Source organism: Bacillus sp. 01N45 (assembly GCF_056399205.1).
The window spans coordinates 193,998-217,205 of sequence record NZ_JBFTQW010000008.1 but is presented as its reverse complement, the minus strand read 5'-3'; the positions used below and the strand labels follow the sequence as shown (position 1 = coordinate 217,205).

General features: G+C 34.1%; 22 protein-coding genes. 16 read left to right on the top strand and 6 right to left on the bottom strand.

The genetic code is table 11. The features are described 5' to 3' along the window. Positions 1-30: 30 nt before the first annotated feature. Positions 31-606 (bottom strand): nucleotidyltransferase family protein, encoded by a 576-nt coding sequence (locus AC1DMU_RS19930; RefSeq protein WP_087982569.1) that lies wholly within the window; start codon positions 604-606, stop codon positions 31-33. A 24-nt stretch (positions 607-630) separates the two neighbouring features. Continuing rightward, positions 631-1,428, bottom strand: a complete 798-nt coding sequence (locus AC1DMU_RS19925) for a lipid II flippase Amj family protein (RefSeq protein ID WP_087982567.1) — start codon at positions 1,426-1,428, stop codon at positions 631-633. Positions 1,429-1,619: 191 nt separating this feature from the next. Here AC1DMU_RS19925 and AC1DMU_RS19920 point away from each other — a divergent pair, with 191 nt between their 5' ends. The 6 genes from AC1DMU_RS19920 (at position 1,620) to AC1DMU_RS19895 (ending at position 7,179) form a co-directional block, all read left to right on the top strand. Then, positions 1,620-2,285, top strand: coding sequence for an HAD family hydrolase (locus tag AC1DMU_RS19920; protein ID WP_088063240.1), 666 nt, complete (start codon positions 1,620-1,622; stop codon positions 2,283-2,285). Positions 2,286-2,641: 356 nt separating this feature from the next. Then, positions 2,642-4,081: a GntP family permease gene (locus AC1DMU_RS19915; RefSeq protein WP_087982563.1), complete on the top strand. Its 1,440-nt coding sequence runs from the start codon at positions 2,642-2,644 to the stop codon at positions 4,079-4,081. Positions 4,082-4,133: 52 nt separating this feature from the next. Beyond that, positions 4,134-5,336 carry an alcohol dehydrogenase EutG gene (gene eutG / locus AC1DMU_RS19910; protein ID WP_088063241.1) on the top strand — a complete coding sequence of 401 codons (1,203 nt, stop codon included), beginning with the start codon at positions 4,134-4,136 and terminating at the stop codon, positions 5,334-5,336. A gap of 146 nt (positions 5,337-5,482) precedes the next feature. Beyond that, a complete protein-coding gene (locus tag AC1DMU_RS19905; RefSeq protein ID WP_088063242.1) occupies positions 5,483-6,181 on the top strand; it encodes an aspartate/glutamate racemase family protein in 699 nt (232 codons plus the stop codon). Positions 6,182-6,268: 87 nt separating this feature from the next. Next, the gene (locus AC1DMU_RS19900) at positions 6,269-6,742 is read left to right on the top strand and encodes an SAM-dependent methyltransferase (protein WP_088063243.1); all 474 of its coding nucleotides are present in this window, start codon (positions 6,269-6,271) and stop codon (positions 6,740-6,742) included. Next, positions 6,739-7,179 (top strand): GNAT family N-acetyltransferase, encoded by a 441-nt coding sequence (locus AC1DMU_RS19895; protein WP_048540883.1) that lies wholly within the window; start codon positions 6,739-6,741, stop codon positions 7,177-7,179. The genes AC1DMU_RS19900 and AC1DMU_RS19895 overlap by 4 nt, the downstream gene beginning before the upstream one ends. Positions 7,180-7,236: 57 nt before the next feature. Here the strand turns inward: AC1DMU_RS19895 and AC1DMU_RS19890 are convergent, their stop codons facing one another. Then, complete coding sequence (locus AC1DMU_RS19890; RefSeq protein ID WP_060488621.1) at positions 7,237-7,764, bottom strand: HAD-IIIA family hydrolase; 528 nt, start codon at positions 7,762-7,764, stop codon at positions 7,237-7,239. 29 nt (positions 7,765-7,793) lie between these two features. Continuing rightward, positions 7,794-8,225: a GNAT family N-acetyltransferase gene (locus tag AC1DMU_RS19885; protein ID WP_088063244.1), complete on the bottom strand. Its 432-nt coding sequence runs from the start codon at positions 8,223-8,225 to the stop codon at positions 7,794-7,796. A 153-nt stretch (positions 8,226-8,378) separates the two neighbouring features. Here AC1DMU_RS19885 and AC1DMU_RS19880 point away from each other — a divergent pair, with 153 nt between their 5' ends. The 5 genes from AC1DMU_RS19880 to AC1DMU_RS19860 all read left to right on the top strand — a co-directional run bounded on the left by AC1DMU_RS19880 (position 8,379) and on the right by AC1DMU_RS19860 (position 12,967). Further along, positions 8,379-9,089 (top strand): ABC transporter ATP-binding protein, encoded by a 711-nt coding sequence (locus tag AC1DMU_RS19880; RefSeq protein WP_088063245.1) that lies wholly within the window; start codon positions 8,379-8,381, stop codon positions 9,087-9,089. Continuing rightward, a complete protein-coding gene (locus tag AC1DMU_RS19875) occupies positions 9,082-10,281 on the top strand; it encodes an ABC transporter permease (protein WP_476941552.1) in 1,200 nt (399 codons plus the stop codon). The genes AC1DMU_RS19880 and AC1DMU_RS19875 overlap by 8 nt, the downstream gene beginning before the upstream one ends. A 283-nt stretch (positions 10,282-10,564) precedes the next feature. Beyond that, positions 10,565-11,152 carry a YpjP family protein gene (locus tag AC1DMU_RS19870; RefSeq protein ID WP_001134418.1) on the top strand — a complete coding sequence of 196 codons (588 nt, stop codon included), beginning with the start codon at positions 10,565-10,567 and terminating at the stop codon, positions 11,150-11,152. 105 nt (positions 11,153-11,257) lie between these two features. Continuing rightward, positions 11,258-11,893: an HAD family hydrolase gene (locus AC1DMU_RS19865; RefSeq protein ID WP_141540980.1), complete on the top strand. Its 636-nt coding sequence runs from the start codon at positions 11,258-11,260 to the stop codon at positions 11,891-11,893. Positions 11,894-12,034: 141 nt separating this feature from the next. After that, the gene (locus tag AC1DMU_RS19860; RefSeq protein WP_088063248.1) at positions 12,035-12,967 is read left to right on the top strand and encodes an aminoglycoside phosphotransferase family protein; all 933 of its coding nucleotides are present in this window, start codon (positions 12,035-12,037) and stop codon (positions 12,965-12,967) included. A gap of 35 nt (positions 12,968-13,002) precedes the next feature. Here AC1DMU_RS19860 and AC1DMU_RS19855 read toward each other — a convergent pair whose 3' ends face one another. Further along, positions 13,003-14,286: a S41 family peptidase gene (locus tag AC1DMU_RS19855; protein ID WP_088063249.1), complete on the bottom strand. Its 1,284-nt coding sequence runs from the start codon at positions 14,284-14,286 to the stop codon at positions 13,003-13,005. Between the two features lie 124 nt (positions 14,287-14,410). Further along, on the bottom strand, positions 14,411-15,868 hold the full coding sequence (locus AC1DMU_RS19850; RefSeq protein WP_088063250.1) for a serine hydrolase: 1,458 nt from the start codon (positions 15,866-15,868) through the stop codon (positions 14,411-14,413). Between the two features lie 184 nt (positions 15,869-16,052). Here AC1DMU_RS19850 and AC1DMU_RS19845 point away from each other — a divergent pair, with 184 nt between their 5' ends. The 5 genes from AC1DMU_RS19845 (at position 16,053) to AC1DMU_RS19825 (ending at position 23,203) form a co-directional block, all read left to right on the top strand. Further along, positions 16,053-18,635 (top strand): family 78 glycoside hydrolase catalytic domain, encoded by a 2,583-nt coding sequence (locus AC1DMU_RS19845; protein ID WP_476941551.1) that lies wholly within the window; start codon positions 16,053-16,055, stop codon positions 18,633-18,635. Positions 18,636-18,742: 107 nt separating this feature from the next. Next, a complete protein-coding gene (locus AC1DMU_RS19840) occupies positions 18,743-19,699 on the top strand; it encodes a thymidylate synthase (protein WP_088063252.1) in 957 nt (318 codons plus the stop codon). Positions 19,700-19,718: 19 nt separating this feature from the next. Further along, positions 19,719-20,207 carry a dihydrofolate reductase gene (locus tag AC1DMU_RS19835; protein WP_061679531.1) on the top strand — a complete coding sequence of 163 codons (489 nt, stop codon included), beginning with the start codon at positions 19,719-19,721 and terminating at the stop codon, positions 20,205-20,207. Between the two features lie 155 nt (positions 20,208-20,362). Next, positions 20,363-22,348, top strand: coding sequence for a penicillin-binding protein 3 (gene pbpC / locus AC1DMU_RS19830; protein ID WP_476941550.1), 1,986 nt, complete (start codon positions 20,363-20,365; stop codon positions 22,346-22,348). A 219-nt stretch (positions 22,349-22,567) separates the two neighbouring features. Further along, positions 22,568-23,203 carry an FMN-dependent NADH-azoreductase gene (locus tag AC1DMU_RS19825; protein WP_088063253.1) on the top strand — a complete coding sequence of 212 codons (636 nt, stop codon included), beginning with the start codon at positions 22,568-22,570 and terminating at the stop codon, positions 23,201-23,203. Positions 23,204-23,208 lie beyond the last annotated feature (5 nt).

The window sequence follows — 23,208 nt, the reverse complement described above, 5'->3', positions numbered from 1 at the left end:
GGGAGCTTCGTATAATGAGAAGCTCCTTTTTTAGATTTTAGGATAAGTGATTGCAATGTTAGGCCATATGTTTTGCCATTTCTTTTTATTAACTCTAGTGTTGTACATATGTAATCGCTCTTTTGTTTCAAGAAAATGAGCTGTTGGCCTCACTTGTAAGGAAAGTACATCTTCAATACCGCATGGGGCCGTTAATATGACGTTGTTTAATTCATCAAGTGTAACTCCTAAAGCAGTTGCTGTTTCAGGAAATTTAGAAATAGCATCAACAGAAGAAGAATACGGTGGCATATTATTCACTACATGCATACGAGCTTGATTTTTTACCGACCAAGGTATAGAAGCATCCATATTTACCAGTGCTTTCTCTAGTGATTGCTCATATACCTCATCTGTATGTAATTGATCAAAATAAATGACATCAATATCTGGTGTAGCCGTTCGTATTTCGTAGTCATGTAAAGTATCCCAAATTTTAGAGCGAACAAATCCGGCGCAAATCCACCAATCTGGTAGCTCTAGTGATTTTGCCATTTGTAATATATCCATCATCCATTCGTCGTTTTCTATTAAGCGAATTATATCTTGCTCTGTTTTTATATTCATTGATAAATCTACCTTTCTAGTAAATTAATGCATCAGTTCAATAATCCATAAAATCCAGTAAGCACCTGGTACAAATAGTAGCTGTGCTAATAATGTACCGAGAAGTCTAGATATCATTAGCCAACCATACATTTTACTCATAGATTCAACGCCATTTTCTGATTGTAAAGCACGTTCTGTTAAAAGTGCAATACGTGGATCAAGTAACACTGTTAATAAAATAGTAGCGAAACCATTCACAAGTCCAGAAGCTGTACTTGCATTTGTTGCATAATCTGGATTTAAAAAAGAAGCGTAAAGGGCTGAAAGAACACCAGCTGTATAAATTGCAGTAGCAAACATGTTAATAAGCATAATACGTTTTGGAATACCACCAATACGTAGTCTATGAATCATTTCTAATTTTGGAAATCGTACATATTTTTTTGTATACTTTAATTTTTGAATGTTATTTGTTTTCATCATTCGAATGAAAGAACCGTCTGTTTCAAAGTTTCGAATGACATATCCAAATAGTTTTGTCAAAGTTGGATACAGAATAATCGCAAGCAGTGTACCGACAGAGGCAGATAATAGAACGAGCCGTATAATATGCTCTAAATCAATAGAAGAATCTAGTTTTGCTTCATCGACAATCCCGCCAATTAAAAAGGCTTGTAGTAAGTTAGATGTTCTTGAAATAAGCAGTACCATCCCTACGACGGATAAGGCAACGACAATCTTTTTTAAACGAACACCGGCTAATCGAATACTATAAGAACTTGTTTCGACTGCGTGGATAATAATTGTGAAAGCCAGAATAAATATTAAGGTAATTGACATTTAGTTCACCAGTTTCTATTTAGTTAATTGTAACTTTTTTACTTTATCATATCTATTACATTTTGTAACTGAACGTATGTGACATAGAAGAAGAAATTTCCGAAAAGATAAATAATGGTAGTATAGTAAAAGGTAGGCATGAAAAAGCCTTCTATATAATATGTAAAGTAAATAGGAGCGGGGGATTAAATTTGTACATAACATTTCTATTTGACCTAGATGGAACATTGACGGATCCGAAAGAAGGAATTATAAATTCAGTATTATATGCATTAAAAAAGGTTGGAATTGAAGAATTACATGTAAGCGAGTTAGATTCATTTATTGGTCCACCCATCCAGCAATCATTCATAGAGAGATACAATATGAATGAAGGAGAAGTAGAACGCGCTGTTTTTTATTTCAGAGAATATTTAAAGCAGCGTGGATTGTTAGAAAATAAGGTATACGATGGTATTCCAAATCTTTTAAAACAATTAAAAGATACCAGAAATCGTTTATTTATAGCAACTTCAAAACCTACTGTATTTGCAAAACAAGTACTAGATCATTTCCAACTAACGAATTATTTCGAAGGTATAATTGGAAGTAATTTAGATGGTACGAGAATAAAAAAAGAAGAAATCATTGCTCATATTTTACAAACAAATGAAGGCCTAAATAAAGAAGAAATTGTTATGATTGGAGATAGAAAGCACGATATAATCGGTGCGAATAATAATGAAATTGCTTCAATCGGCGTTTTATACGGTTATGGTAGTAAAACAGAATTGACTGAAGTTGGTGCAACTCATATAGTAAATGATGTAAAAGAACTACATCATTTTTGTGTAGACAATAGTTTGATAAAGCAGTAAATATAGAGACTAGCAATCCCTTTATAACGTATGACGATGAATTCGTTTATCCCGCGTTAACGGACAGTAAAACTCCCACCTCAAAATTCAGTTGGAGCAAAGAAGTTAGGTGGGGATCAACTGTCCGTAAACGTCCGATTGGTTCAACTAATAATCAGTGGGGGATGAACAAAACCCCCACTGATTAAAGTTTCACTTTATGTTTAAAGGGATTTTTCATATGTAATCGAATACTTATAATTAGACATTTTTAGCATGAAAAATTTGTATGAATAAGAGGAGGGATGTCAGAAATAAAAGATTAGTAGAAGTTTATCAATAAAATTTTGAATTTTCAGTTTAAAGGAGGGGTATGATTGGAGCTAGTTATTATATTATTAGCACTTAGTTTACTTATGTTTGTAGCATATAGAGGGTTTTCTGTTATTTTATTTGCACCGATATTTGCATTATTTGCCGTATTTTTGACAGAGCCTAGTTTTGTATTACCTTTCTTTTCGAATATCTTTATGGAGAAAATGGTAGGGTTTATTAAACTATATTTCCCTGTATTTTTACTTGGGGCAATATTTGGGAAAGTAGTAGAAATGTCAGGAATTGCAGACTCGATTGCAAAGACAATTATAGAGTTAGTTGGTGAAAAACGTACGATTTTAGCGATTGTATTAATGGGTGCTATTTTAACGTATAGTGGCGTTAGTGTGTACGTAGTAGTGTTTGCTGTATATCCGTTCGCAGCTAAGCTGTTTCGACAAGCGAATATTCCGAAGCGTTTAATCCCTGGAACGATTGTACTTGGAGCGGTCACGTTTACGATGGATGCGCTACCTGGATCACCACAAATTCAAAACGTAATACCTACAACATTTTTTAAAACGGACATTTATGCTGCACCGATACTGGGTATTGTAGGGGCAATTTTTGTACTGACGTTAGGATTACTATATTTAGAGAGTAGACGTAAGAAGGCGAAGGCGGCAGGAGAAGGGTATTTTGGTTTTAACGATGGGGATACTGAAATGGCAGCTTCTTTGCAAGTAGAACAAAAAGATATGCCGGTGCTTAAAAGCATTGAAATTACAAGAGTTCAGCAAGTGATTGCTTTTATACCACTTATTTTAGTAGGTGTAATGAATAAAGTTTTTACTATTATGATACCGAAGTGGTATCCAGATGGTTTTGATTTTTCTGAAATTGGTATGAAAGCATTTGGAAAAGTAGAATTAAGTGCAGTAGTTGGAATCTGGTCAGTAGAATTAGCACTTATTATAGGTATTGTAACAACGTTATTATTATATTGGAAACGAGTAGTAACAGGATTTCAAGCTGGATTGAATACAAGTATTGGTGGAGCGTTACTTGCAACGATGAATACAGGTGCTGAGTTTGGATTCGGTGGTGTCATCGCAGCACTTCCAGGTTTCGCGATTATGAGAGACGGCATTTCTGCCACATTCACAAATCCTCTAGTGAATGGAGCTGTAACGACGAATATTTTAGCTGGAATTACAGGCTCTGCATCAGGAGGAATGGGAATTGTTTTAAGTGCGATGGGAGATAAGTTTATTGCAGCGGCCAATCAATTTGATATTCCATTAGAAGTAATGCACCGTATCGTGTCAATGGCATCGGGAGGAATGGATACATTACCACATAACGGAGCTATTATTACTATTCTTACAGTAACAGGTTTAACACATAAACAGTCATATAAAGATATTTTTGCCATTACAGTTTTGAAAACGGTTGCCGTATTTTTAGTAATTGCATTCTATACTGCAACAGGAATTTATTAAGTCGATATTTTATAAACTAAAACATTAATTAGGGTAAGAAGGGGTGGAGTACTTGCAAGAAGTTGCTGAGTTTCGTATGCCGAAGTCCGTATTATATGGAAGAAATTCGCTTGAAAAGCTGGGGGAACAATCTAAGAAGTTGGGGAAAAGAGCGTTTATAGTTACGGATACAATTATGGAGAATTTAGGATATGTTGAGAGGTGTATACAACAATTAAATACGAAAGGTATTACTGTTAGTACATATAATAAAGTAAATGCTGAGCCTACAAATATACACGTGTTAGAAGCGTTAACACTTTGTAAAGAAGGAAAGTGTGATTTTATTATTGGTATTGGTGGTGGAAGTTGTATTGATGCAGCGAAAGCAGTTGCGGTGTTATATACAAATGGTGGAGAAGTGGAAGATTATGTCCAAAAAGATATGGAAATAGACAACGATCCGCTACCACTAATTGCAATCCCGACAACTTCTGGTACTGGATCGGAAGTAACAAGTGTAGCAGTAATTACGAATAAACGAACAGATGTAAAAATGATGATGAAGCATCCAAATTTCACACCGCAAGTAGCGATTATTGACCCAATATTAACACGTTCGGTACCACCTCATATTACAGCAGCAACAGGGATAGATGCATTATGTCATGCAGTCGAAGCATATATTTCTAAAGTTTCACAATCACTTACCGATGTACTTGCACTTTCCGCTATTGAAAGTATTATGAAATATTTACGTATTGCATATGAGGATGGAGAGAATATGGAGGCAAGAGAAGCGATGATGATTGCTTCCTTACAAGCTGGAATCGCATTTTCCAATGCATCTGTTACGTTAGTTCATGGAATGTCAAGGCCGGTAGGAGCGTTATTTCATGTACCACATGGTATATCGAATGCAATACTATTACCTACAGTTTTACAATATACAAAAATTAGTGCAGTAAAAAGACTAGCGGATATTGGACGTTGTTTAAATAAAGATTTGTATTCCTATTGTGATGAAGAAGTAGCCGACTACACGCTGAGGGAAATAAAAAAACTTTGTTTTGATCTTCGTATTCCAAATTTAAAAGAATACGGAATTGGTGAAGTTGAATTTGAAACAGCTATTTCTAAAATGGCATCAGATGCAATTGAAAGTGGAAGTCCAGCAAATAATCCACGTGTGCCATCATATGATGAAATTAAACAGTTGTATCGAGAATGTTTTCATTATCAATATGAAGATTTTATAAAAACATCAAAAAAATAATTCAGAATATTCTTATAAAATTTCCTTGGAAATAGTTAAAACAAGACTTTATATTATAAACGTAAAGTCTTGTTTTATTGTGTATAATATACATAATAAAATGTTGTGATTAGTTTTAAAAAACAGTATAAGGTGGGTGTTGTGTAATGAAGACAATAGGTTTAATTGGTGGTATGAGTTGGGAATCAACTTCTGAATATTATCGAATCATAAATGAAGAAATAAAAGAGAGATTGGGAGGATTACATTCAGCAAAATGTATGATTAATAGTGTGGACTTTGAAGAGATTGAACGATTCCAGTCTAACGGAGATTGGAATCGAGCAGGAGAAATATTAGGAAATGCGGCATATTCGTTACAGAGGGGAGGAGCAGATTTTATAATTATTTGCACAAATACAATGCATAAAGTAGTTGAGAAAATAAAGGAGAATATTCATATTCCAGTCTTACATATCGCTGATGCAACTGCGAAAGAAATTAAAAGGAAAGATATTCAAAGGGTTGGTTTGCTTGGAACTAAATATACAATGGAGCAAGACTTTTATAAATTACGCATAGAAGAGAATCGTATAAAAGTAATGGTTCCATCAGAAAAGGATAGAGAAAAGATAAACGAAGTAATATATACAGAATTATGTTTAGGAAAGATAACATCTCAATCTAGAGAGTATTATAAAAGAGTTATAGAAGAGCTAGTACAAGAAGGGGCCCAAGGAATTATATTAGGTTGTACAGAAATAGGATTATTAATAAAGCAGGAAGACGTATCAGTTCCGATATTCGACACAACTTATATACATGCAGTTGAAGCAGTTAATTTGGCTTTACGAAATAGATCATAATTATATTATGTAACCTAGTTCACGTTTGTGGAAAACATTCTGAAAATACTTTATAATGTAAGTGGTTACATTTAAGGGGGAATGCGTATGTTTTCAGTTCAACCAATCGCATTTGTACATAATGAAAGAAAGGAAATAAAAGATGATGAGTGGGGAGAAGTAAGATCCTATATTACTTTAACTGAAATATATACTGAGGAAAGTATACAAGGGATTGAAGATTTTTCTCATATTGAAGTTGTTTTTTATTTTCATAAAGTAACTGATGAACAAATTCAATATTTTGCTAGACATCCTAGAAATAATAATGATTATCCTAAAGTAGGCATTTTTGCACAGCGCGGGAAAAATCGTCCGAATCGCATAGGAGCAACAATTGTAAAGGTGATCAAAAGAGAGGGTAAATCAATTATTGTTGAGGGGTTAGATGCTATTGATGGCACACCTATATTGGATATAAAGCCGATAATGAAAGAGTTTATGCCGGAAGAAGAAATTGTACAGCCTAAATGGGCAACGGATATAATGAGACAGTATTGGAAGGGGAATGGAGTAAAATGAGAATATATGAGGCAACAATTGCAGATTTAGATGGACTAGCATCAGTTTTTAATAACTATCGTATGTTTTATAGACAAGATTCCGATTTAGAAGGAGCAAAAGTATTTTTGCGAAGTCGAATCGAGAGAAAAGAATCCGTTATTTTTGTGGCAGTTGAAGACGGCGAATATATTGGCTTCACACAATTATATCCATCATTTTCTTCCATTTCGATGAAAGAATTATGGATTTTAAATGATTTATTTGTACAAGCAACTAAGCGCGGAGCAGGAACAGGTAAAAAATTATTAGAAGCTGCTAAAGAATTTGCATTAGAAAATGGTGCAAAAGGTGTAAAATTACAAACGGAGATTGATAATTTATCAGCACAGCGATTATATGCTGAAAATGGTTATTTGAGAGATAATCGTTATTTCCATTATGAATTAACGTTTTAAAAAAATATAAGATTAAAAGAGACGTTTTCATTGTGAAAACGTCTCTTTTAATTTGTATTATTGTTGATTTAAAATCCAATTTGTAGCATCTTCAAAGTTTTCTGCAATGTAGTTTGGTTCAATATGTGCCCATTTGTCTCGGTACGTATGTAAAGCATCATATCCAGCGCCTGTTCGAACTAATATCGTTGTCGCATGTACTGTTGCGCCTGCAACGATATCAGTCCAACGATCACCAATTACAGCGCATTTTTTTAAATCAAGCCCATGTTTTTCAGCTGCTTGCAGCAGCATACCTGTACCTGGTTTACGGCATTCACAACCATCACCGTGTTTATGAGGACATACGTATATATCATCAAAACCGAAGTCTTCTAATTCTTGTGCAAAATCAGCTACAGTTGCTATCCCATCTGCGATACCTGGTTGATTTGTGAAAGAGAAAATTTTTATATTTTGAGCTTTTAGTTTTTGCAGAGCTGCTTTTGTGAAAGGAAATAATGTAAAAGAGCCTGGATAATGTATTGTAGTGTCACCACCAATTGTACCGTCACGATCAATAAAAATAGCTTCAATGTTTGTCATAGCTATAGTCCTTTCCATTTATAAGTAGTTTAAAAATGTTTCACAAATCGATATCCATTCACTTCATATCCTAATTTTTTGTAAAAAGGATGTGCTTCTAATCTTTTTGTTCCACTGACTAGCCATGTGCCTATACAATTATGTGTCTTTGCTAATTGCTCAGCATAATCCATTAATACTTGCCCAATGCCTTTTCGTCGTATTGTAGAATCAACGCTAATAATTGAAATTTCCCCATAACGAGTTACATCTTCTAAATTTTCACGAATACGAAACCCAAGTAATCCACATATGGTTTCTTCTTCCTCATAAACATATAAAAAATCAAAGGGACTCATTTGTACGAATTGCAATCGGTTGTTCATATCTTCATACGAAATAGAGGAACCTTTTAATTCTGTTGTTAAAGAACAAAGTGCATCTATATCGTCTATCGTAGCTTCACGAATCTGAAAAGACATATTATCCACTCCAATTAAATGTAATCAAACATTAAATATTCTGTCAAAAAGTATGTATTCCTGCTATGAAAATAAATATTTTATAATGATATATAGATGGTTATATGTTATTCTTTTCCTTGATTGTATTGGAAATGGAAAGAAGGGGAATGTATGTTAGAAGTGAATATTCGCTCTGCCGGATATGATATAGGGGAAAAGACAATTCATGATATTGCCTTTTCAATTGAAAAAGGTGAATTAGTTGCACTTATTGGTGCGAATGGTGCCGGGAAGAGTACGACGATTAAAACGATGCTCGGTTTACTTGTAAATATGAATGGTGAAATATCATTTGGTGAAAAGAAAAATCCTTATGCATACGTACCGGAACACCCGACATATTATGATTATTTGACGCTTTGGGAACATATCGAACTATTAATGGCTGCTCGCGAGAACGAAGTAGGAAGCTGGGAAAGAAAAGCAGAAGAGTTATTACATATGTTTCGAATGGATAAACATAAACATGAGTATTTATCAAAGTTTTCAAAAGGTATGAAACAAAAATCGATGCTCATTTTGGCATTTTTAACTGAACCAGATTTTTATATCATTGATGAACCTTTTATCGGTTTAGATCCAGTAGCTACGAAAGAGTTTTTAAGTTATTTATATAAAGAAAAAGAAGGTGGCGCAGGTATATTACTTTGTACGCACGTATTAGACACAGCTGAAAGAATTTGTGAGAGATTTTTACTCATTTCACAAGGTACATTAGTCGCAGATGGAAATCTAGAATCTATCCAGGCGTTAGCAGAAATGCCAGGGAGTTCATTATTAGACTGCTTTGATGTAATCGTAAGGCGTGAACAGCATGATTAAACAACAATTTTATAAAAGATTGCGTCATGAACTGAGGCGTAAATGGAAGTCCATACGTTCTATAACTGATTGGACAGTTGCGCTATATATTATTATTCCAGCACTTATATTTATGGGGATTTATTATCGTTCACTATGGATAGAAGAATTATCGATGGGAGAGACAGTTTATTTCGGATTAGGTCTATTCGCATTTTATGTGATTACATATTCAAGAGGAGTTCGTTCATTTTTTGAACAAGCAGATAGTTTATTTTTAATTTCGTATCCCGCTCACATGCAAAAGTTAATCCAGTATGGTATGACATATACGTTTATTCGAATAGCTATAACGAATGTAATAGTAGTAGTTACTATGTTACCAGTGTTGATGAAAAGTATCGGAGTGACGAAAATACAAGTCGTATTATTTTGGCTATTTTTTACTGTATTTCGATTTCTGTTGTCGTTATTAACGAGATTTATTCATGTACGTGTGGGGAAACGATGGCTACTATGGATTATAAAAAATGTAATTTTTTCTATAAGTTTAACCTTTTTTGGATTGAGTCTGTTTCTTATTTATACAAATCCAGTTTATTCTATACTAAGTATCGGTCTAGCAGTTTTTCTAATTATCGGGTTGATAAAAGAAAAATTGAATTATAAAAATTGCTTTTTTAAAGAAGTTGAGAAAGAGAAAGAAGAAAGTATGYGCTGGACGAGTGGGATTATGCAAGTTGGTGGTCATACAGCTAAACCGAGTAGTTCGAATAAAAAACCGTGGATGTTTCCGCGTTCTAAAAAGTTTTTAGGGAAGAAAAAGGAATCTCGTATTGTTGAATCCTTTTTAAAAGAATTTTTCCGTACAAGTAGTGCACGAATGTTTTATATTCAAATTGTATGTATAAGCACCGTCAGTATTATTATGAGTCCGAGGTGGATTGCAGCTATTATTCTTGCATTTGCTTTAGTTGGAATTTCTCGTTATGCGCGCGATTATTGGAATGAATTTACGAAAAAAATGTTTCTCCATCTATATTGTGATGAAGGAAAATTATTATTGTTAAGATGGAAGGCCGATCGCTATTTATTACTTCCAGTACTGCTTTTGTATGGAATAGTTATACTTTCTCATTTTGATTTATTACTAGCTGTAATTGCCGGGATTATTTTTATAGTATGGATTGGTTGGATTGTATTTTTATCATAGAAAAAGAGCCGAAAAATGGCTCTTTTTTTAATCTGTTACACATTGATAAAGAAAATATACCAAAACGAGTATGCTTGCGGCGGAATACATGACATCTAAAGTCATCGGATTGCCTCCTCATTGTTGTTGTATTTATATTGTATGAAATCTTACAATTTCATATTCAAGTGAAAAATATGTGAACGTTAACAAAATTGTAAAGTGCAAAAATTACAATCATTTTGTATAATAGAAGGAACAACCGTTATATAAAATATAATGAGTGAAAGGGGAGGGAACATACATGCCAAATTGGTTTAGAAAAACCTTAGTCGCATTAATTACCGTATTTACATTTGGTTTAGTGACGCCTCCTTCCATATTGCTTGATAATGCCAAAGCTGCGGACAAGCCTACGAGCACAGCTGGGCAACAAAATTTGGAGAGTACGTCCTATACATATGAAGAAACGAATGACAGGTTAACCACTGATACTTTTATTACGTACGCAATGCAAGAAGCAGAGAAGCAGTCAATGCAAAAGTTTGGCACTAAAATTGGTCCAGTAATTGAAGATGAGTTTAAAGATGTAATATTACCGAAAATTGAAGAGGCAATTGCTGAGCTTGCAAGTGATGTGCCAGAGGAGTCATTGCAATCATTAGCGATTTCTCAAAGACCAGCTGGCGGAAATAATGAAAAGATTTTTCATGTGTATGACACGAAATCAGGAAATGACTTATTGCGATTTCATGTAAGAAGAGATCATCCACCGCAAGATGGTTATTATTTTAATTTCCACTATCACCGTTTTGATGATGGGTACTCAGGACACCATGAATTAGGGAATATTTATTGGAATACGAATATACCGCCAAAGTGGCTTTCTTAAAAAGAACAAGAGAAAATCTTGTTCTTTTTTATGTATATAGAAGGTTTAGACAACTACGGTGTTGAATAAGATAGGTTTAGAAAAAGAAGCAAAGGGAGTATGGGGATGCAAAAATATATTGTTTTTGACTTTGATGGCACATTAGTAGATTCACAAAATATATTTGTACCAATTTATAATCAAATTGCTGAAAAGCACGGATATAAAACGGTAAGGGAAGAAGAAATTGAGTATTTACGTAAATTAACGATGCCAGAGAGATGTAAACAACTTGATGTACCATTGTATAAACTACCGATATTAGCGCTGGAGTTTTATAAATTGTATCAACCCGCTATAAAAGATCTTATTTTGTTTCATGGGATGAAGGATGTATTAGATGAACTGCATAAAAAAGGATACGGAATTGCCGTTATATCTTCTAACTCAGAAGAGCATATTCGGGCATTTTTACACAATAATGATATAGAAAATATACAAGAGGTATATTGTTCTAAAAATTTGTTCGGTAAAGATAAAATGATAAAAAGATTTTTAAAATCGAAAAAAATAACAGAGAAAGATATGTTATACGTCGGTGACGAACAGCGAGACGTAGCAGCGTGTAAAAAGGCTGGGGTGAATGTAATATGGGTATCTTGGGGATATGATGTTATTGAAACAGTGAAAAAAGATGCACCAGATTACATGGTCAATACACCAATGGAAATTGTGCAAATAGTACAAGGGGCATATTCTTAATATGAATACACTTCAATCAGCTATTCATCATATTGAATTTTGGGTATCGGATTTAGAGGAGTCCATTTCTTTTTAAGATCCGAATGGGTTTATTGTAGAAGTAGCGTATACACCAAATGTAGAAATGTAAGGGGAATAAAAATGAAAACAATTACAGCATGGCAAAACAATATACAGATAGTAAAAGATGCAGTTAATATTGAAGAAATTTCTAAAGGTTTCTCACCTGATAAGAAATATATCATTACGAAAGCGAATAATGAAAAATATTTATTACGGACAGGCGATATAAAAGAGTATGAAAGAAAGAAAATAGAGTTTCAAATTTTAAATGAAATGCAAAAACGTAGTGTGCAAGCTCAAAAACCAATTGAAATGGGTTTATTGGCAGAGGAAGACTTATGCTATGGTATTTTTTCATATTTAGAAGGGGAAGATGCGAAGAAACTATTGCCTACATATACACCAAAAGAACAATATGATATTGGTATAGAAGCAGGAAAAGATTTAGCAAAAATGCATACATATGAAGCTCCTAAGGATATCCTTCCATGGTATGAAAGAGCAATGGAAAAACATCGAAAATATGTAGAGGCATATAAAACATGTGGAATAAAAATAAAAAATGATGATAAAATCATAAAGTTTATAGACGAAAATGGAATATATTTAAAGAACCGCCCAAATCGATTTCAACACGATGATTTTCATTTAGAAAATATAATTGTACGTGATGCGAAATATGTAGGTGTTGTTGATTTTAATGGTTATGATTGGGGTGACCCACTTCATGATTTCGTAAAAATTGCACTATTTGCAAGAGACATTAGTATTCCGTATTCAATCGGACAAATAGAAGGCTACTTTAATGGGGGAATACCAGAGGAGTTCTGGAACTTATATGCGGTGTACGTTGGCATGACAGTTTTCTCATCAATTGTGTGGTCCTTACGAGCAGCACCACATATGTTAGAGGATACGTTAGAGCGTCTTACTATCGTTTTAGAAGATCATAAAGACTTTGAGTCATTAAAGCCAATTTGGTTTCAACCAGAGAAGATTAAGATGAAATAGAAAAGGTAGGTGTGATTCACATCTACCTTTATTTTTTACCATTCTTCGTTTTGAAGCAGTTGTAATGCTAATTTTAAATCAACATCTTCTTGTATATGTTCCGGAGTCCACGGGATATGTATATGCGGCTGTATACCAATTCCGGACATTCCTTCGCCTTTATCTATAATAGAGAGCCGTGAAGTAGGGTAGTAAAGTGCGAATGTATCAGCCCATTCCATTACCGCTAAATTAGAATAATCATTTAAACCAGCAGTAGGACGACCTATTACTTTTACTTTCAATGATTTTTTTGCAACTTCTACAAAAGAATCACCAGAACTTCCACATGTAACATCTGTTAATATAACTACTCTATTAGGTGATTTTCTCCCGTGTATTTTTAATGATTGAAGTTCTTTTGGTAACTCAGAAGTATCAAATGTAACGAATCCTTTTTTATAATTCTTTTTTAAATCTTGAATAAATATATCAGTGAATAATTTGGAAAGTTCGTCTAAAGAATCGTAATCTTCCATTTTGATGTCTTTCATACGTAAATGAAAGTTTCGTTCTGTATGATTTAATTGCATTGTATCTGAAGGATCTAAAAGGGAGATCTCTTTGTCTTCGAATAAGTAAGGAAGTAATTTAAAAAATGCATCATCACTTCCACCACGATTCAAACGCACATCAATAATTAAGTTCGGAAAAGAATTAAGCTCATTTTTGTGTGAGTCTAATAATTTATTAATCGCTTCAGTATTTGCGAAATCAGTCAAAGTAATTAAGAGTGTGTCTTTATTATGCTGTTTAAATGAATAAATAGGCGTGTATTCATTTTGTTTATACTTTTGTAAAGTAATGGTTTCGATTACGCCATCTTCATTTATAAGTGTACAAGTTGATGATTGTAATAAAACATAATCCCATTTTTCACGTTCATATGTATTCGCATTTAAATATTTCCTATATTTTATTATTAACTCAGGGATTTTCATATTATCTAATGCTAGAATAGACTGCCCTTTTTTCACTCTTATTTCTTGTGAAGTGGATGTAGTATATAGGCGGTCTTCGTATCTTTTCACTTGGAAGCCAGCACTGTTAAGTGGTTGATTGTTAGAGTTCATTTTGAAAAACATATGATTATCTTTAAAGTCTAGTAAGTAATCACGTACAATTTCAGTAAATTGTATTGGTGTTAGTTCTCCTTGTTTCTCTAGTTTCTCGACTGTCTGTAAATATGTAGTAGGATCGTCCCATCCTTTCTTATCTATACAACCTGAATAATCGTGATGAGTGATCGAAACAATTTCTTTGAAAATTTCTGTATACACAGCTTTTCCTCCTGGTAATTTAATTAGTTGAATAATAGAATTCTGTATCCTTTACGTATTATCCTTTTTTTGCATAGAGAAAAGGGGAATAGAGGGAAGTGTTATCTTCCCTCTATTAAAATATTTATTTAATTTTCTTAAATACAAGCGGCTGCGTACTTAACATAGCTGGTACATGTAACTGAAGGGATGGGAATTCACCACTTACATTCATTTCATAAGCGAATAATAAACTCATTTTCATTTGGAATAAATCAACTTTTGCAGAGAAGATGTCGTAATGATGATGAGCTAATTGAATATCCATCTCCATAAATTGTACATATAACGAATCATCTCGTTTGTATACTTGTAATGTTCCATATGCAGGATGCTCGAAAGTACCGGTATAATCCTCTAACCTGTGAGAAGGTGTAGTCCCTTCAATTTGTTCAGGAATGGATTCAGTTGCTTCTTTCATCATTTCCTTCATTTTTTCAGTATCTTCTACAGCACGTTCATGCCAATCAATGGATTCTACTTCAAGTAGTTCGTCATAAATTTGATTAGCGAGATAAGTAGGTAGTAATGTGCCTCCAGCATTCGTTAAAATAACAAGGCCTATGTTTTCTGTTGGTATGAATGAAACAAGTGCTGAAAACCCATCAATATTACCGCCATGATGAATTACCTTATTACCACGGTAAGCGCTAATAAACCAACCAAGACCGTAACTATTTAATGGAGATTCCGGAAGTGATAAAACTGGTTGATCTGGAATGGAATTATGTGGTGTATACATTTGTTGTAATAATTCAGAGGAGATTAATTCATGATCTCCAAATTTCCCTTCGTTTAAGTGAAGAAGGACCCAATTTGCCATATCTTCAATTGTAGAATTAATACACCCAGCAGCGCCGACTGTATCGATGTTATGGAATGGAACTTCTTTTAGTTTACCGTCATTTTCAACGTAAGGTAATGCATAATCATCTGTATTTTGTGAGTCTGTAACAGAGAAGTTTGTTTGATCCATATTTAAAGGCTCTAAAATATGTTCTGCAACATATTGTTCCCATGTTTGATTCGTAATGTTTTCTACAATATAACTAATTGTCGCATACATTAAGTTGTTATAAAGAAATGCTGTACGAAACGGAGCATCAAGTGGTAAATATTTTATTTTTTCAACGAGATCTTTTCGAGATAAGGAAGAGCTATACCAAAGAGCCTCATGACGGCTTACACCAGTTCGATGAGAAGCTAAATCTCGTCCGGTAACTTGTGAGCTAGCAAGTAGTTCAGATAAAGAGAAGTTAGGTATATAAGTCTGGACAGGAGTATCCCAATTAAACTTATTTTGTTGTGCTAACAAGCTTAATGAAAGTGTACCAAAAGCTTTCGTTGAGGAACCGATTGCGAACCGAGTATTCGGTGTAACAGCCTCTTTTGTCTCTATATTACGATAGCCAAATCCTTCTGAAATAATGACTTCACCATCTTTTATAACAGCTATAGCAGTGCCAGGAACATTTAAATCCTTCATCATTTTTTCAACCGTTGTTTGTAAAGAAGTCATAACAGGAGTTTCAATTTTAGACATACTTCTAACCTCCAAATATAAATTTTATCCTACCGCACTATACTTTCGGTAATAGAAAATGAAAACCTTTATAAATTTGGAAAGTTAATAATTTTGTAAGAATGAATAAAGTTATTATTTATTTAGAATTTTAATTTTATTATAATTAATTTAAATTAAGATATAGAAAAGATGGTGAAGAAGTGTGCTAACAATAAAGAGAGTGCTTTGCGACAATAAAAAAAATCCGATAGGTATAGATTCAAAAGTTGTTAAAATGAGTTGGCTGCTTGAGTCGAGTAACCGAAATGTAAAAAAACTTGCTTATCAATTGCAGGTTGCGAAAGATAGAGATTTTGAAATTATAATGTTTGATTCGCGAAAAGTAGAAACAGATCAAAGTTTACATATACCAATCAATTCATTTTCATACAGAGCGGAAACGCGTTATTTTTATCGGGTAAAGGTATGGGATAATTACGGAGAAGAATCATCGTGGTCAGAAGTAGCATTTTGGGAGACTGGATTACAAGGGCAAGATAACTGGAGCGGGAACTGGATTGCCGCGAAAAAAGAACGAGCGCAAGTTATGTCCTTTAATAAAAATTTTACTATTAAAAAAGTAGTTAAAAAAGCGCGTTTATATATCACAAGTTTAGGATTATACGAGGCTTCTATAAATGGAGAGCGCATTGGAGATTGTTATTTTACCCCTGGATGGACAAGTTATGATAAGAGAGTACTGTATCAAACGTATGATATAACGCATTTATTAAAGGGTGAGCACAATACTATTTCGGTTCTGCTAGGTAATGGATGGTATAAGGGACCACTTACCATGCATCATGTACGTAATTATTACGGTAGAAGACGTGTGATAATTGCTCAAGTACATATAACGTATGAAGATGGAACGAAAGAAAAAATTGTAACAGACGAAACATGGAAGGTAACTCCAAGCCCAATTTTGTATTCAGAAATTTATGAAGGGGAGGTTTACGACGCTAGGATAGAAGAAAGTAGGCAAGGGCTAGAAGATGTTGAAGTAATTGAGCATTCCAAACAAATAATTGTTGCGCAAGAAAACGAAGCAATTCGTAAAATGAAAATTATTAAACCGATTTCTATTTCAAAACTACCGAATCACGAATGGCTCATTGATATGGGGCAAAATATGGTAGGTTGGGTTCAATTTACAGTCCGTCATGTTTATATTGGCCAAAAGATAGAATTGCATCATGCTGAAATATTGAATAAAGACGGTAGTTTTTACACCGGAAATCTCCGAAAGGCAAAACAAAAAATAGTGTATATAGCAAAAGGAGAAGAAGAGGAAACGTTTGAACCTCATTTTACATATCAAGGCTTTAGGTATGTGAAAATAAGTGGATTAACCCAGCCACCTCAAATAGCAGATTTTGAAGGGGTTGTATTACATACGGATATGGAAAAAGCGACTGAATTTGAAACGTCTAATCCATTAATCAATCAACTTCATCATAATGTGGAATGGTCTCAAAGAGGGAACTTTTTTGATGTGCCAACAGATTGTCCGCAGCGAGATGATCGACTTGGATGGACCGGAGATGCACAAATGTTCATTGGGACAGCTACGCAAATTATGAATGTACAATTATTCTTTAAAAAGTGGCTCCAAGATTTATCATTAGATCAAAATGTTAATGGAGCTGTGCCTTTAGTTATTCCAGATGCTTTTGGGAAAAGAGCGGATTTTGATTTACATACTTCTGGTGGTTGGGGCGATGCAGCAATTATATGCCCGTGGGTTCATTATTTACATTACGGAGATGTATCGATTTTAAAAGAACAATATGACAGTATGAAGAAGTATATAGATTACATACGTTCACAAGGTGAGAACGAGTATTTATGGGATACAGGCTATCATTTAGGGGATTGGCTCGCATTAGATACGAAACCAGATGTATATGAAGGCGGAACAGACAAGCATTTTATTGCGACAGCTTATTATGCCTATTCTACATCGCTTTTACGAAGGATTGCTGAGATTTTAGGTGAAAATACAGATGCTAAATTATATGCAGAGTTACATGGGAATATTGTTCAAGCATTTCAAAATGAATTCGTTACACCAAATGGTAGGTTAATTTCAAATACACAAACAGCTCACATATTAGTACTTCTTTTTGAACTAGTGAAAGATGATGTGAATGAGAAAGTATTTAATCGCTTAATTGAGCTATTAAAAGAAAATAAAAATCATTTAACAACAGGTTTTATAGGAACACCGTATTTGAATTTAATATTAAGCAAGTTTAACCGGCATGACCTTGCTTGTAAGCTTCTATTTTATGAAGATTATCCATCATGGTTATACCAAGTGAAAAAAGGTGCCACAACGATTTGGGAACATTGGGATGGCGTGAAAGAGGATGGAACACTTTGGAATGATAGCATGAATTCTTATAATCATTACGCATATGGCTCTATTGTTGAATGGATATACCGATATATTATTGGATTAGAAATGGATGAGACAAAAACTGCATATAAACATTTTTATGTACAACCACATTTTGATTCGAATATAGAATGGGTTAAAGTAAAACGTGAGACAGCTTATGGAGAAATTAAGATTGAGTGGCGTGTAGAAAAGGAACAAGCCTTTTTATATATTTCTGTACCAGCTAATACAAGCGCTACATTACGGATAGACGAAACAAAATGGAAAGCAGAACATGACGTTGGAAGGGATTTAGGATCAGGTGATTATAAATTTACATTTTGTAAAAATATATTGAAGTAGAATTCTGTTTATATAGAAATATATTTTTATTCATTAGGATTATTTAATTCACTGTTTTTCATGTTATGATAAATTTCATATAAGATTGAAAGAAGGTTTTACTACATATGAAACATGCTGAATATGAATACTTAAATTTATGCCGCCATGTAATGGAGCATGGTACGAAGAAAGAAGATCGTACAGGGACAGGCACTGTATCTGTATTTGGATATCAAATGCGTTTTGATCTAAGTAAAGGTTTTCCTTTATTAACGACAAAGAGAGTGCCGTTTCGCCTTGTAGCAAGTGAACTGCTTTGGTTTATGAAAGGTGATACAAATATTCGTTATTTATTGCAGCATAATAATAATATTTGGAATGAATGGGCATTTAAGAGCTGGGTAGAAAGCGATGAGTATACTGGTCCTGATATGACTGATTTCGGTCTTCGCTCACAACAAGATGAGGAATTTAAAGTGCAGTACGATGAGCAAATGGAATTGTTTAAAAAGAACGTTTTAGAAGATGATGATTTCTCGAATAAATATGGTTATTTAGGAGATGTATACGGAAAGCAGTGGCGTGCCTGGAAAACGACAGCTGGTGAGACGCTTGATCAATTAAAAGATGTAATTGAAATGATTAAAAAAACGCCAGACTCCCGTCGCCTAATTGTTTCTGCCTGGAATCCTGAAGATGTACCAAGTATGGCATTACCACCTTGTCATACGCTATTCCAGTTTTATGTAGCGGATGGCAAACTTTCTTGTCAGTTATATCAAAGAAGTGGTGACATATTCCTTGGAATTCCATTTAACATTGCAAGTTACTCACTACTAACACATTTAATTGCACATGAATGCGGACTTGAAGTGGGAGAATTTGTTCATACAATTGGAGATGCACACATTTATACGAATCATTTTGAGCAAGTGGAAAAGCAATTGGCACGTGAACCACGTCCGTTCCCAAAACTTGCATTAAATCCAGATGTGAAATCTGTGTTTGAATTTGAAATGGAAGATTTAACGATTGAAGGATATGATCCACACCCAGCAATTAAAGCACCGGTTGCAGTGTAATTGTAGAGGAGATGAAAAGATGATAGTTTCATTTATGGTCGCAATGGACGAGAATAGAGTAATTGGTAAAGATAATAATTTACCTTGGCGTTTACCGAGTGAATTACAATATGTAAAGAAAACAACGATGGGTCATTCGCTTATTATGGGAAGAAAAAACTATGAAGCGATTGGTAGACCACTGCCTGGAAGACGTAATATCATTGTAACTCGTAATGAAGGGTATCATGTTGAAGGTTGTGAAGTAGCACATTCTGTAGAAGAAGTGTTTGAGCTATGCAAAAATGAAGAAGAGATTTTTATTTTTGGCGGAGCGCAAATTTATGATCTCTTTTTACCATACGTAGACAAGTTATATATAACAAAAATTCATCATGCATTTGAAGGAGATACATTCTTCCCAGAAATCGATATGGCAAATTGGAAAGAAATTTTTGTTGAAAAAGGGTTAACGGATGAAAAAAATCCGTATACGTACTATTATCATGTATATGAAAAGCAACAATAATAATAGAGGTTGATGTGAATATTCGCATCAATCTTTTTATTTGTATCCATCAATATAGGTTTATAGATGAGATTCGATAGTGCTATAATGAATGGTAGCATGTAAAAATGCTAATATTTTCTAAAGTATTGATGTAGAAAGAGGAGGAGAATCGATTGAGAAAGATATGGGGGATTCTTTTTCTTTGCTTAACATTCATGTTAGTTGGATGTGGTAAAGAAGAAAAACCACAAGAAGCGTTTGATACATATGCAAAAGCATGGAATAAACAAAAATTTGCAGAAATGTATGATCAATTATCAGAAAAGGCAAAAAAAGATATTTCAAAGAAAGATTTCACTGAGAAATATGAAAAAATTTATGCTGGCATTGAAGTGAAAGATTTAAAAGTAGAAACAGGGGAAGTAAAAGAAGATAAAAAAGATGAAGGTCCTGTTCCTTTTAAAGTAAGTATGGATACAGTTGGCGGTAAAATCACTTTTGGTCATGAAGCAAAAATGGTGAAAGAAAAAGATGGAGATAAAGAATCTTGGAAAATAGATTGGACTCCTGATTTTATCTTCCCAGGGATGACAAAAGATAGTAAAGTGCGCATGCAAACGACAGAGCCAAAACGTGGAGAAATATATGACCGCAATGGTAAATATCTTGCGGTAAATGGTAAAGCTTCTGAAATCGGATTGATTCCTGAACAGTTAGGGGATGCTGCTCCGCAAACGAAAGAAACGGTAGCGAAGTTGCTAAATATGTCTGTAGAAGAAATTGATCAAAAACTAGCAGCTAAATGGGTAAAACCAAATTACCTTGTACCAATGGGAATATTGCCTGAAGGAGCAACACAAAATACGTACATAGATTTACCGGGTGTTGCAACAAAACCAGTCAATATTCGTTCATATCCATTAGGAGAAGAAGCAGCACATCTTACTGGCTATATTGGAAAAGTGAATGCTGAAGATTTAAAAACGCTACAAAAAAAAGGCTATCAAGCAGATGATCCAGTAGGTAAAGCTGGTTTAGAGCAAGTACTGGAAGAAAAGCTACGCGGTAAAAAAGGCGGCCGTGTCTTCATAGAAGATGCACAAGGAAAAGAAATTAAAAATTTAGCAAAAACAGATGCTGTTGATGGAGAAAATGTAACTTTAACGATTGACAGTGCAGTTCAAAGCGAAATTTATAATGAAATGAAAAATGAGGTAGGGTCAAGTGCAGCAATTAATCCAAAGACTGGAGAAACACTTGCACTAGTGAGCACACCAGCTTATAACCCAAATACCCTTACAAGAGGGGCGTCAAAAGCGCAACRTGATGCGGTATATAATGATCCGAAAAAACCGATGACGAATCGATTTACACAATTATCAGTTCCAGGATCTGTATTTAAGCCGATTACAGCTGCAATCGGTCTTGAAACGAAAACAATTGATCCAAAAGAAGAGTTAAAAATTGAAGGATTAAAATGGACGAAAGATTCTTCTTGGGGTAATTATTATGTAACACGTGTAAAAGATGCAAATCCAATTGATTTTGATAAGGCAATGAAATACTCGGATAATATTTATTTCGCACAAGAGGCTTTGAAAATCGGAAAAGATAAATTTATGAGTGAAGCGAAAAAGTTCGGATTCGATGAGAAATTACCAATTGAATATGGATTCCCAGCTTCTAAAATCGCAAATGGTGGTATTAAAAATGATATTCAAATGGCAGACACAGGTTATGGACAAGGGCAAGTATTAATGACGCCACTCCATCTAGCGTTAACGTACGCACCAATTGTTAATGATGGAAACATACCTTCTCCATATATTATTAAAACAGATAAGCAACCGAAAGTTTGGAAAGAGAATGTCATTTCAAAAGGAAATCAGGATATATTAAAAACTGCTATGACGAAAGTAATTAATGATCCAGATGGTACTGGGAAAATTGCTAAAATTGATGGAATGACTCTTGCTGGAAAAACAGGTACAGCGGAATTAAAAGTATCAAAAGAGGCCGAAGGAAAAGAACTAGGCTGGTTCGCTGCATTTGATTTAAATTCACCAGATATGGTCATTACAATGATGATTGAAGATGTAAAAGGTAGAGGCGGAAGTAATATTCCAGCTGAAAAAGTGAAACATGTGTTTCAAAAATAGAAAATGATGAAGACTATCTCCATGGAATGTGGAGGTAGTTTTTTGTTTCACCAAAAACATATTGAAAAGATAGTGTTTATTAACTTACGAAAAAAAAGTAGCTATTTTTTATTGACATTGAACATAACTTTTTGTATTATACTTACATAAGGTAAGTTATTTACTTTCGAATTATAAATCTCAAATTAAAGATAAGATGTGTAAAAGGGAGAGAATACAATGACAAAAGTACTATTTATTACAGCAAATCCAAATTCAGCAGAAGGTTCTTTCGGAATGGCAGTAGGAGAAGCTTTCATCGAAACTTATAAAAACGAACATCCACAAGACGAAGTTGTAACAATTGATTTATTCAACACTACAGTACCAGCAATCGATGCGGATGTATTTGCTGCTTGGGGTAAATTTGCAGCAGGTGAAGGCTTTGAAACTTTAACTGAAGTTCAACAACAAAAAGTTGCAGCAATGAACACAAACTTAGAAACATTTATGCATGCGGATCGTTATGTATTCGTAACTCCAATGTGGAACTTTAGCTATCCACCAGTAGTAAAAGCATACCTAGATAACTTAGCAATCGCAGGTAAAACATTCAAGTATACTGAAAATGGCCCAGTTGGCTTATTAGAAGGCAAAAAAGCACTTCACATTCAAGCAACAGGTGGCGTTTATTCTGAAGGAGCATACGCAGCTGTAGACTTCGGCCGCAATCACTTAAAAACAGTATTAGGATTCATTGGTGTAAATGAAACTGAATACATTGCAGTTGAAGGTATGAATGCAAACCCTGAAAAAGCACCAGAAATTAAAGAAGCAGCAATTGCTAATGCTCGTGAATTAGCAAAACGTTTCTAATATAG

Excerpts from the sequence above, each read along its gene's own strand:
- AC1DMU_RS19930 (WP_087982569.1), bottom strand. The coding sequence starts at position 606 with ATGAATATAAAAACAGAGCAAGATATAATTCGCTTAATAGAAAACGAC.
- AC1DMU_RS19925 (WP_087982567.1), bottom strand. The coding sequence starts at position 1,428 with ATGTCAATTACCTTAATATTTATTCTGGCTTTCACAATTATTATCCAC.
- AC1DMU_RS19905 (WP_088063242.1), top strand. The coding sequence starts at position 5,483 with ATGAAGACAATAGGTTTAATTGGTGGTATGAGTTGGGAATCAACTTCT.
- AC1DMU_RS19900 (WP_088063243.1), top strand. The coding sequence starts at position 6,269 with ATGTTTTCAGTTCAACCAATCGCATTTGTACATAATGAAAGAAAGGAA.
- AC1DMU_RS19895 (WP_048540883.1), top strand. The coding sequence starts at position 6,739 with ATGAGAATATATGAGGCAACAATTGCAGATTTAGATGGACTAGCATCA.
- AC1DMU_RS19890 (WP_060488621.1), bottom strand. The coding sequence starts at position 7,764 with ATGACAAACATTGAAGCTATTTTTATTGATCGTGACGGTACAATTGGT.
- AC1DMU_RS19885 (WP_088063244.1), bottom strand. The coding sequence starts at position 8,225 with ATGTCTTTTCAGATTCGTGAAGCTACGATAGACGATATAGATGCACTT.
- AC1DMU_RS19880 (WP_088063245.1), top strand. The coding sequence starts at position 8,379 with ATGTTAGAAGTGAATATTCGCTCTGCCGGATATGATATAGGGGAAAAG.
- AC1DMU_RS19870 (WP_001134418.1), top strand. The coding sequence starts at position 10,565 with ATGCCAAATTGGTTTAGAAAAACCTTAGTCGCATTAATTACCGTATTT.
- AC1DMU_RS19865 (WP_141540980.1), top strand. The coding sequence starts at position 11,258 with ATGCAAAAATATATTGTTTTTGACTTTGATGGCACATTAGTAGATTCA.
- AC1DMU_RS19860 (WP_088063248.1), top strand. The coding sequence starts at position 12,035 with ATGAAAACAATTACAGCATGGCAAAACAATATACAGATAGTAAAAGAT.
- AC1DMU_RS19850 (WP_088063250.1), bottom strand. The coding sequence starts at position 15,868 with ATGTCTAAAATTGAAACTCCTGTTATGACTTCTTTACAAACAACGGTT.
- AC1DMU_RS19840 (WP_088063252.1), top strand. The coding sequence starts at position 18,743 with ATGAAACATGCTGAATATGAATACTTAAATTTATGCCGCCATGTAATG.
- AC1DMU_RS19835 (WP_061679531.1), top strand. The coding sequence starts at position 19,719 with ATGATAGTTTCATTTATGGTCGCAATGGACGAGAATAGAGTAATTGGT.
- AC1DMU_RS19825 (WP_088063253.1), top strand. The coding sequence starts at position 22,568 with ATGACAAAAGTACTATTTATTACAGCAAATCCAAATTCAGCAGAAGGT.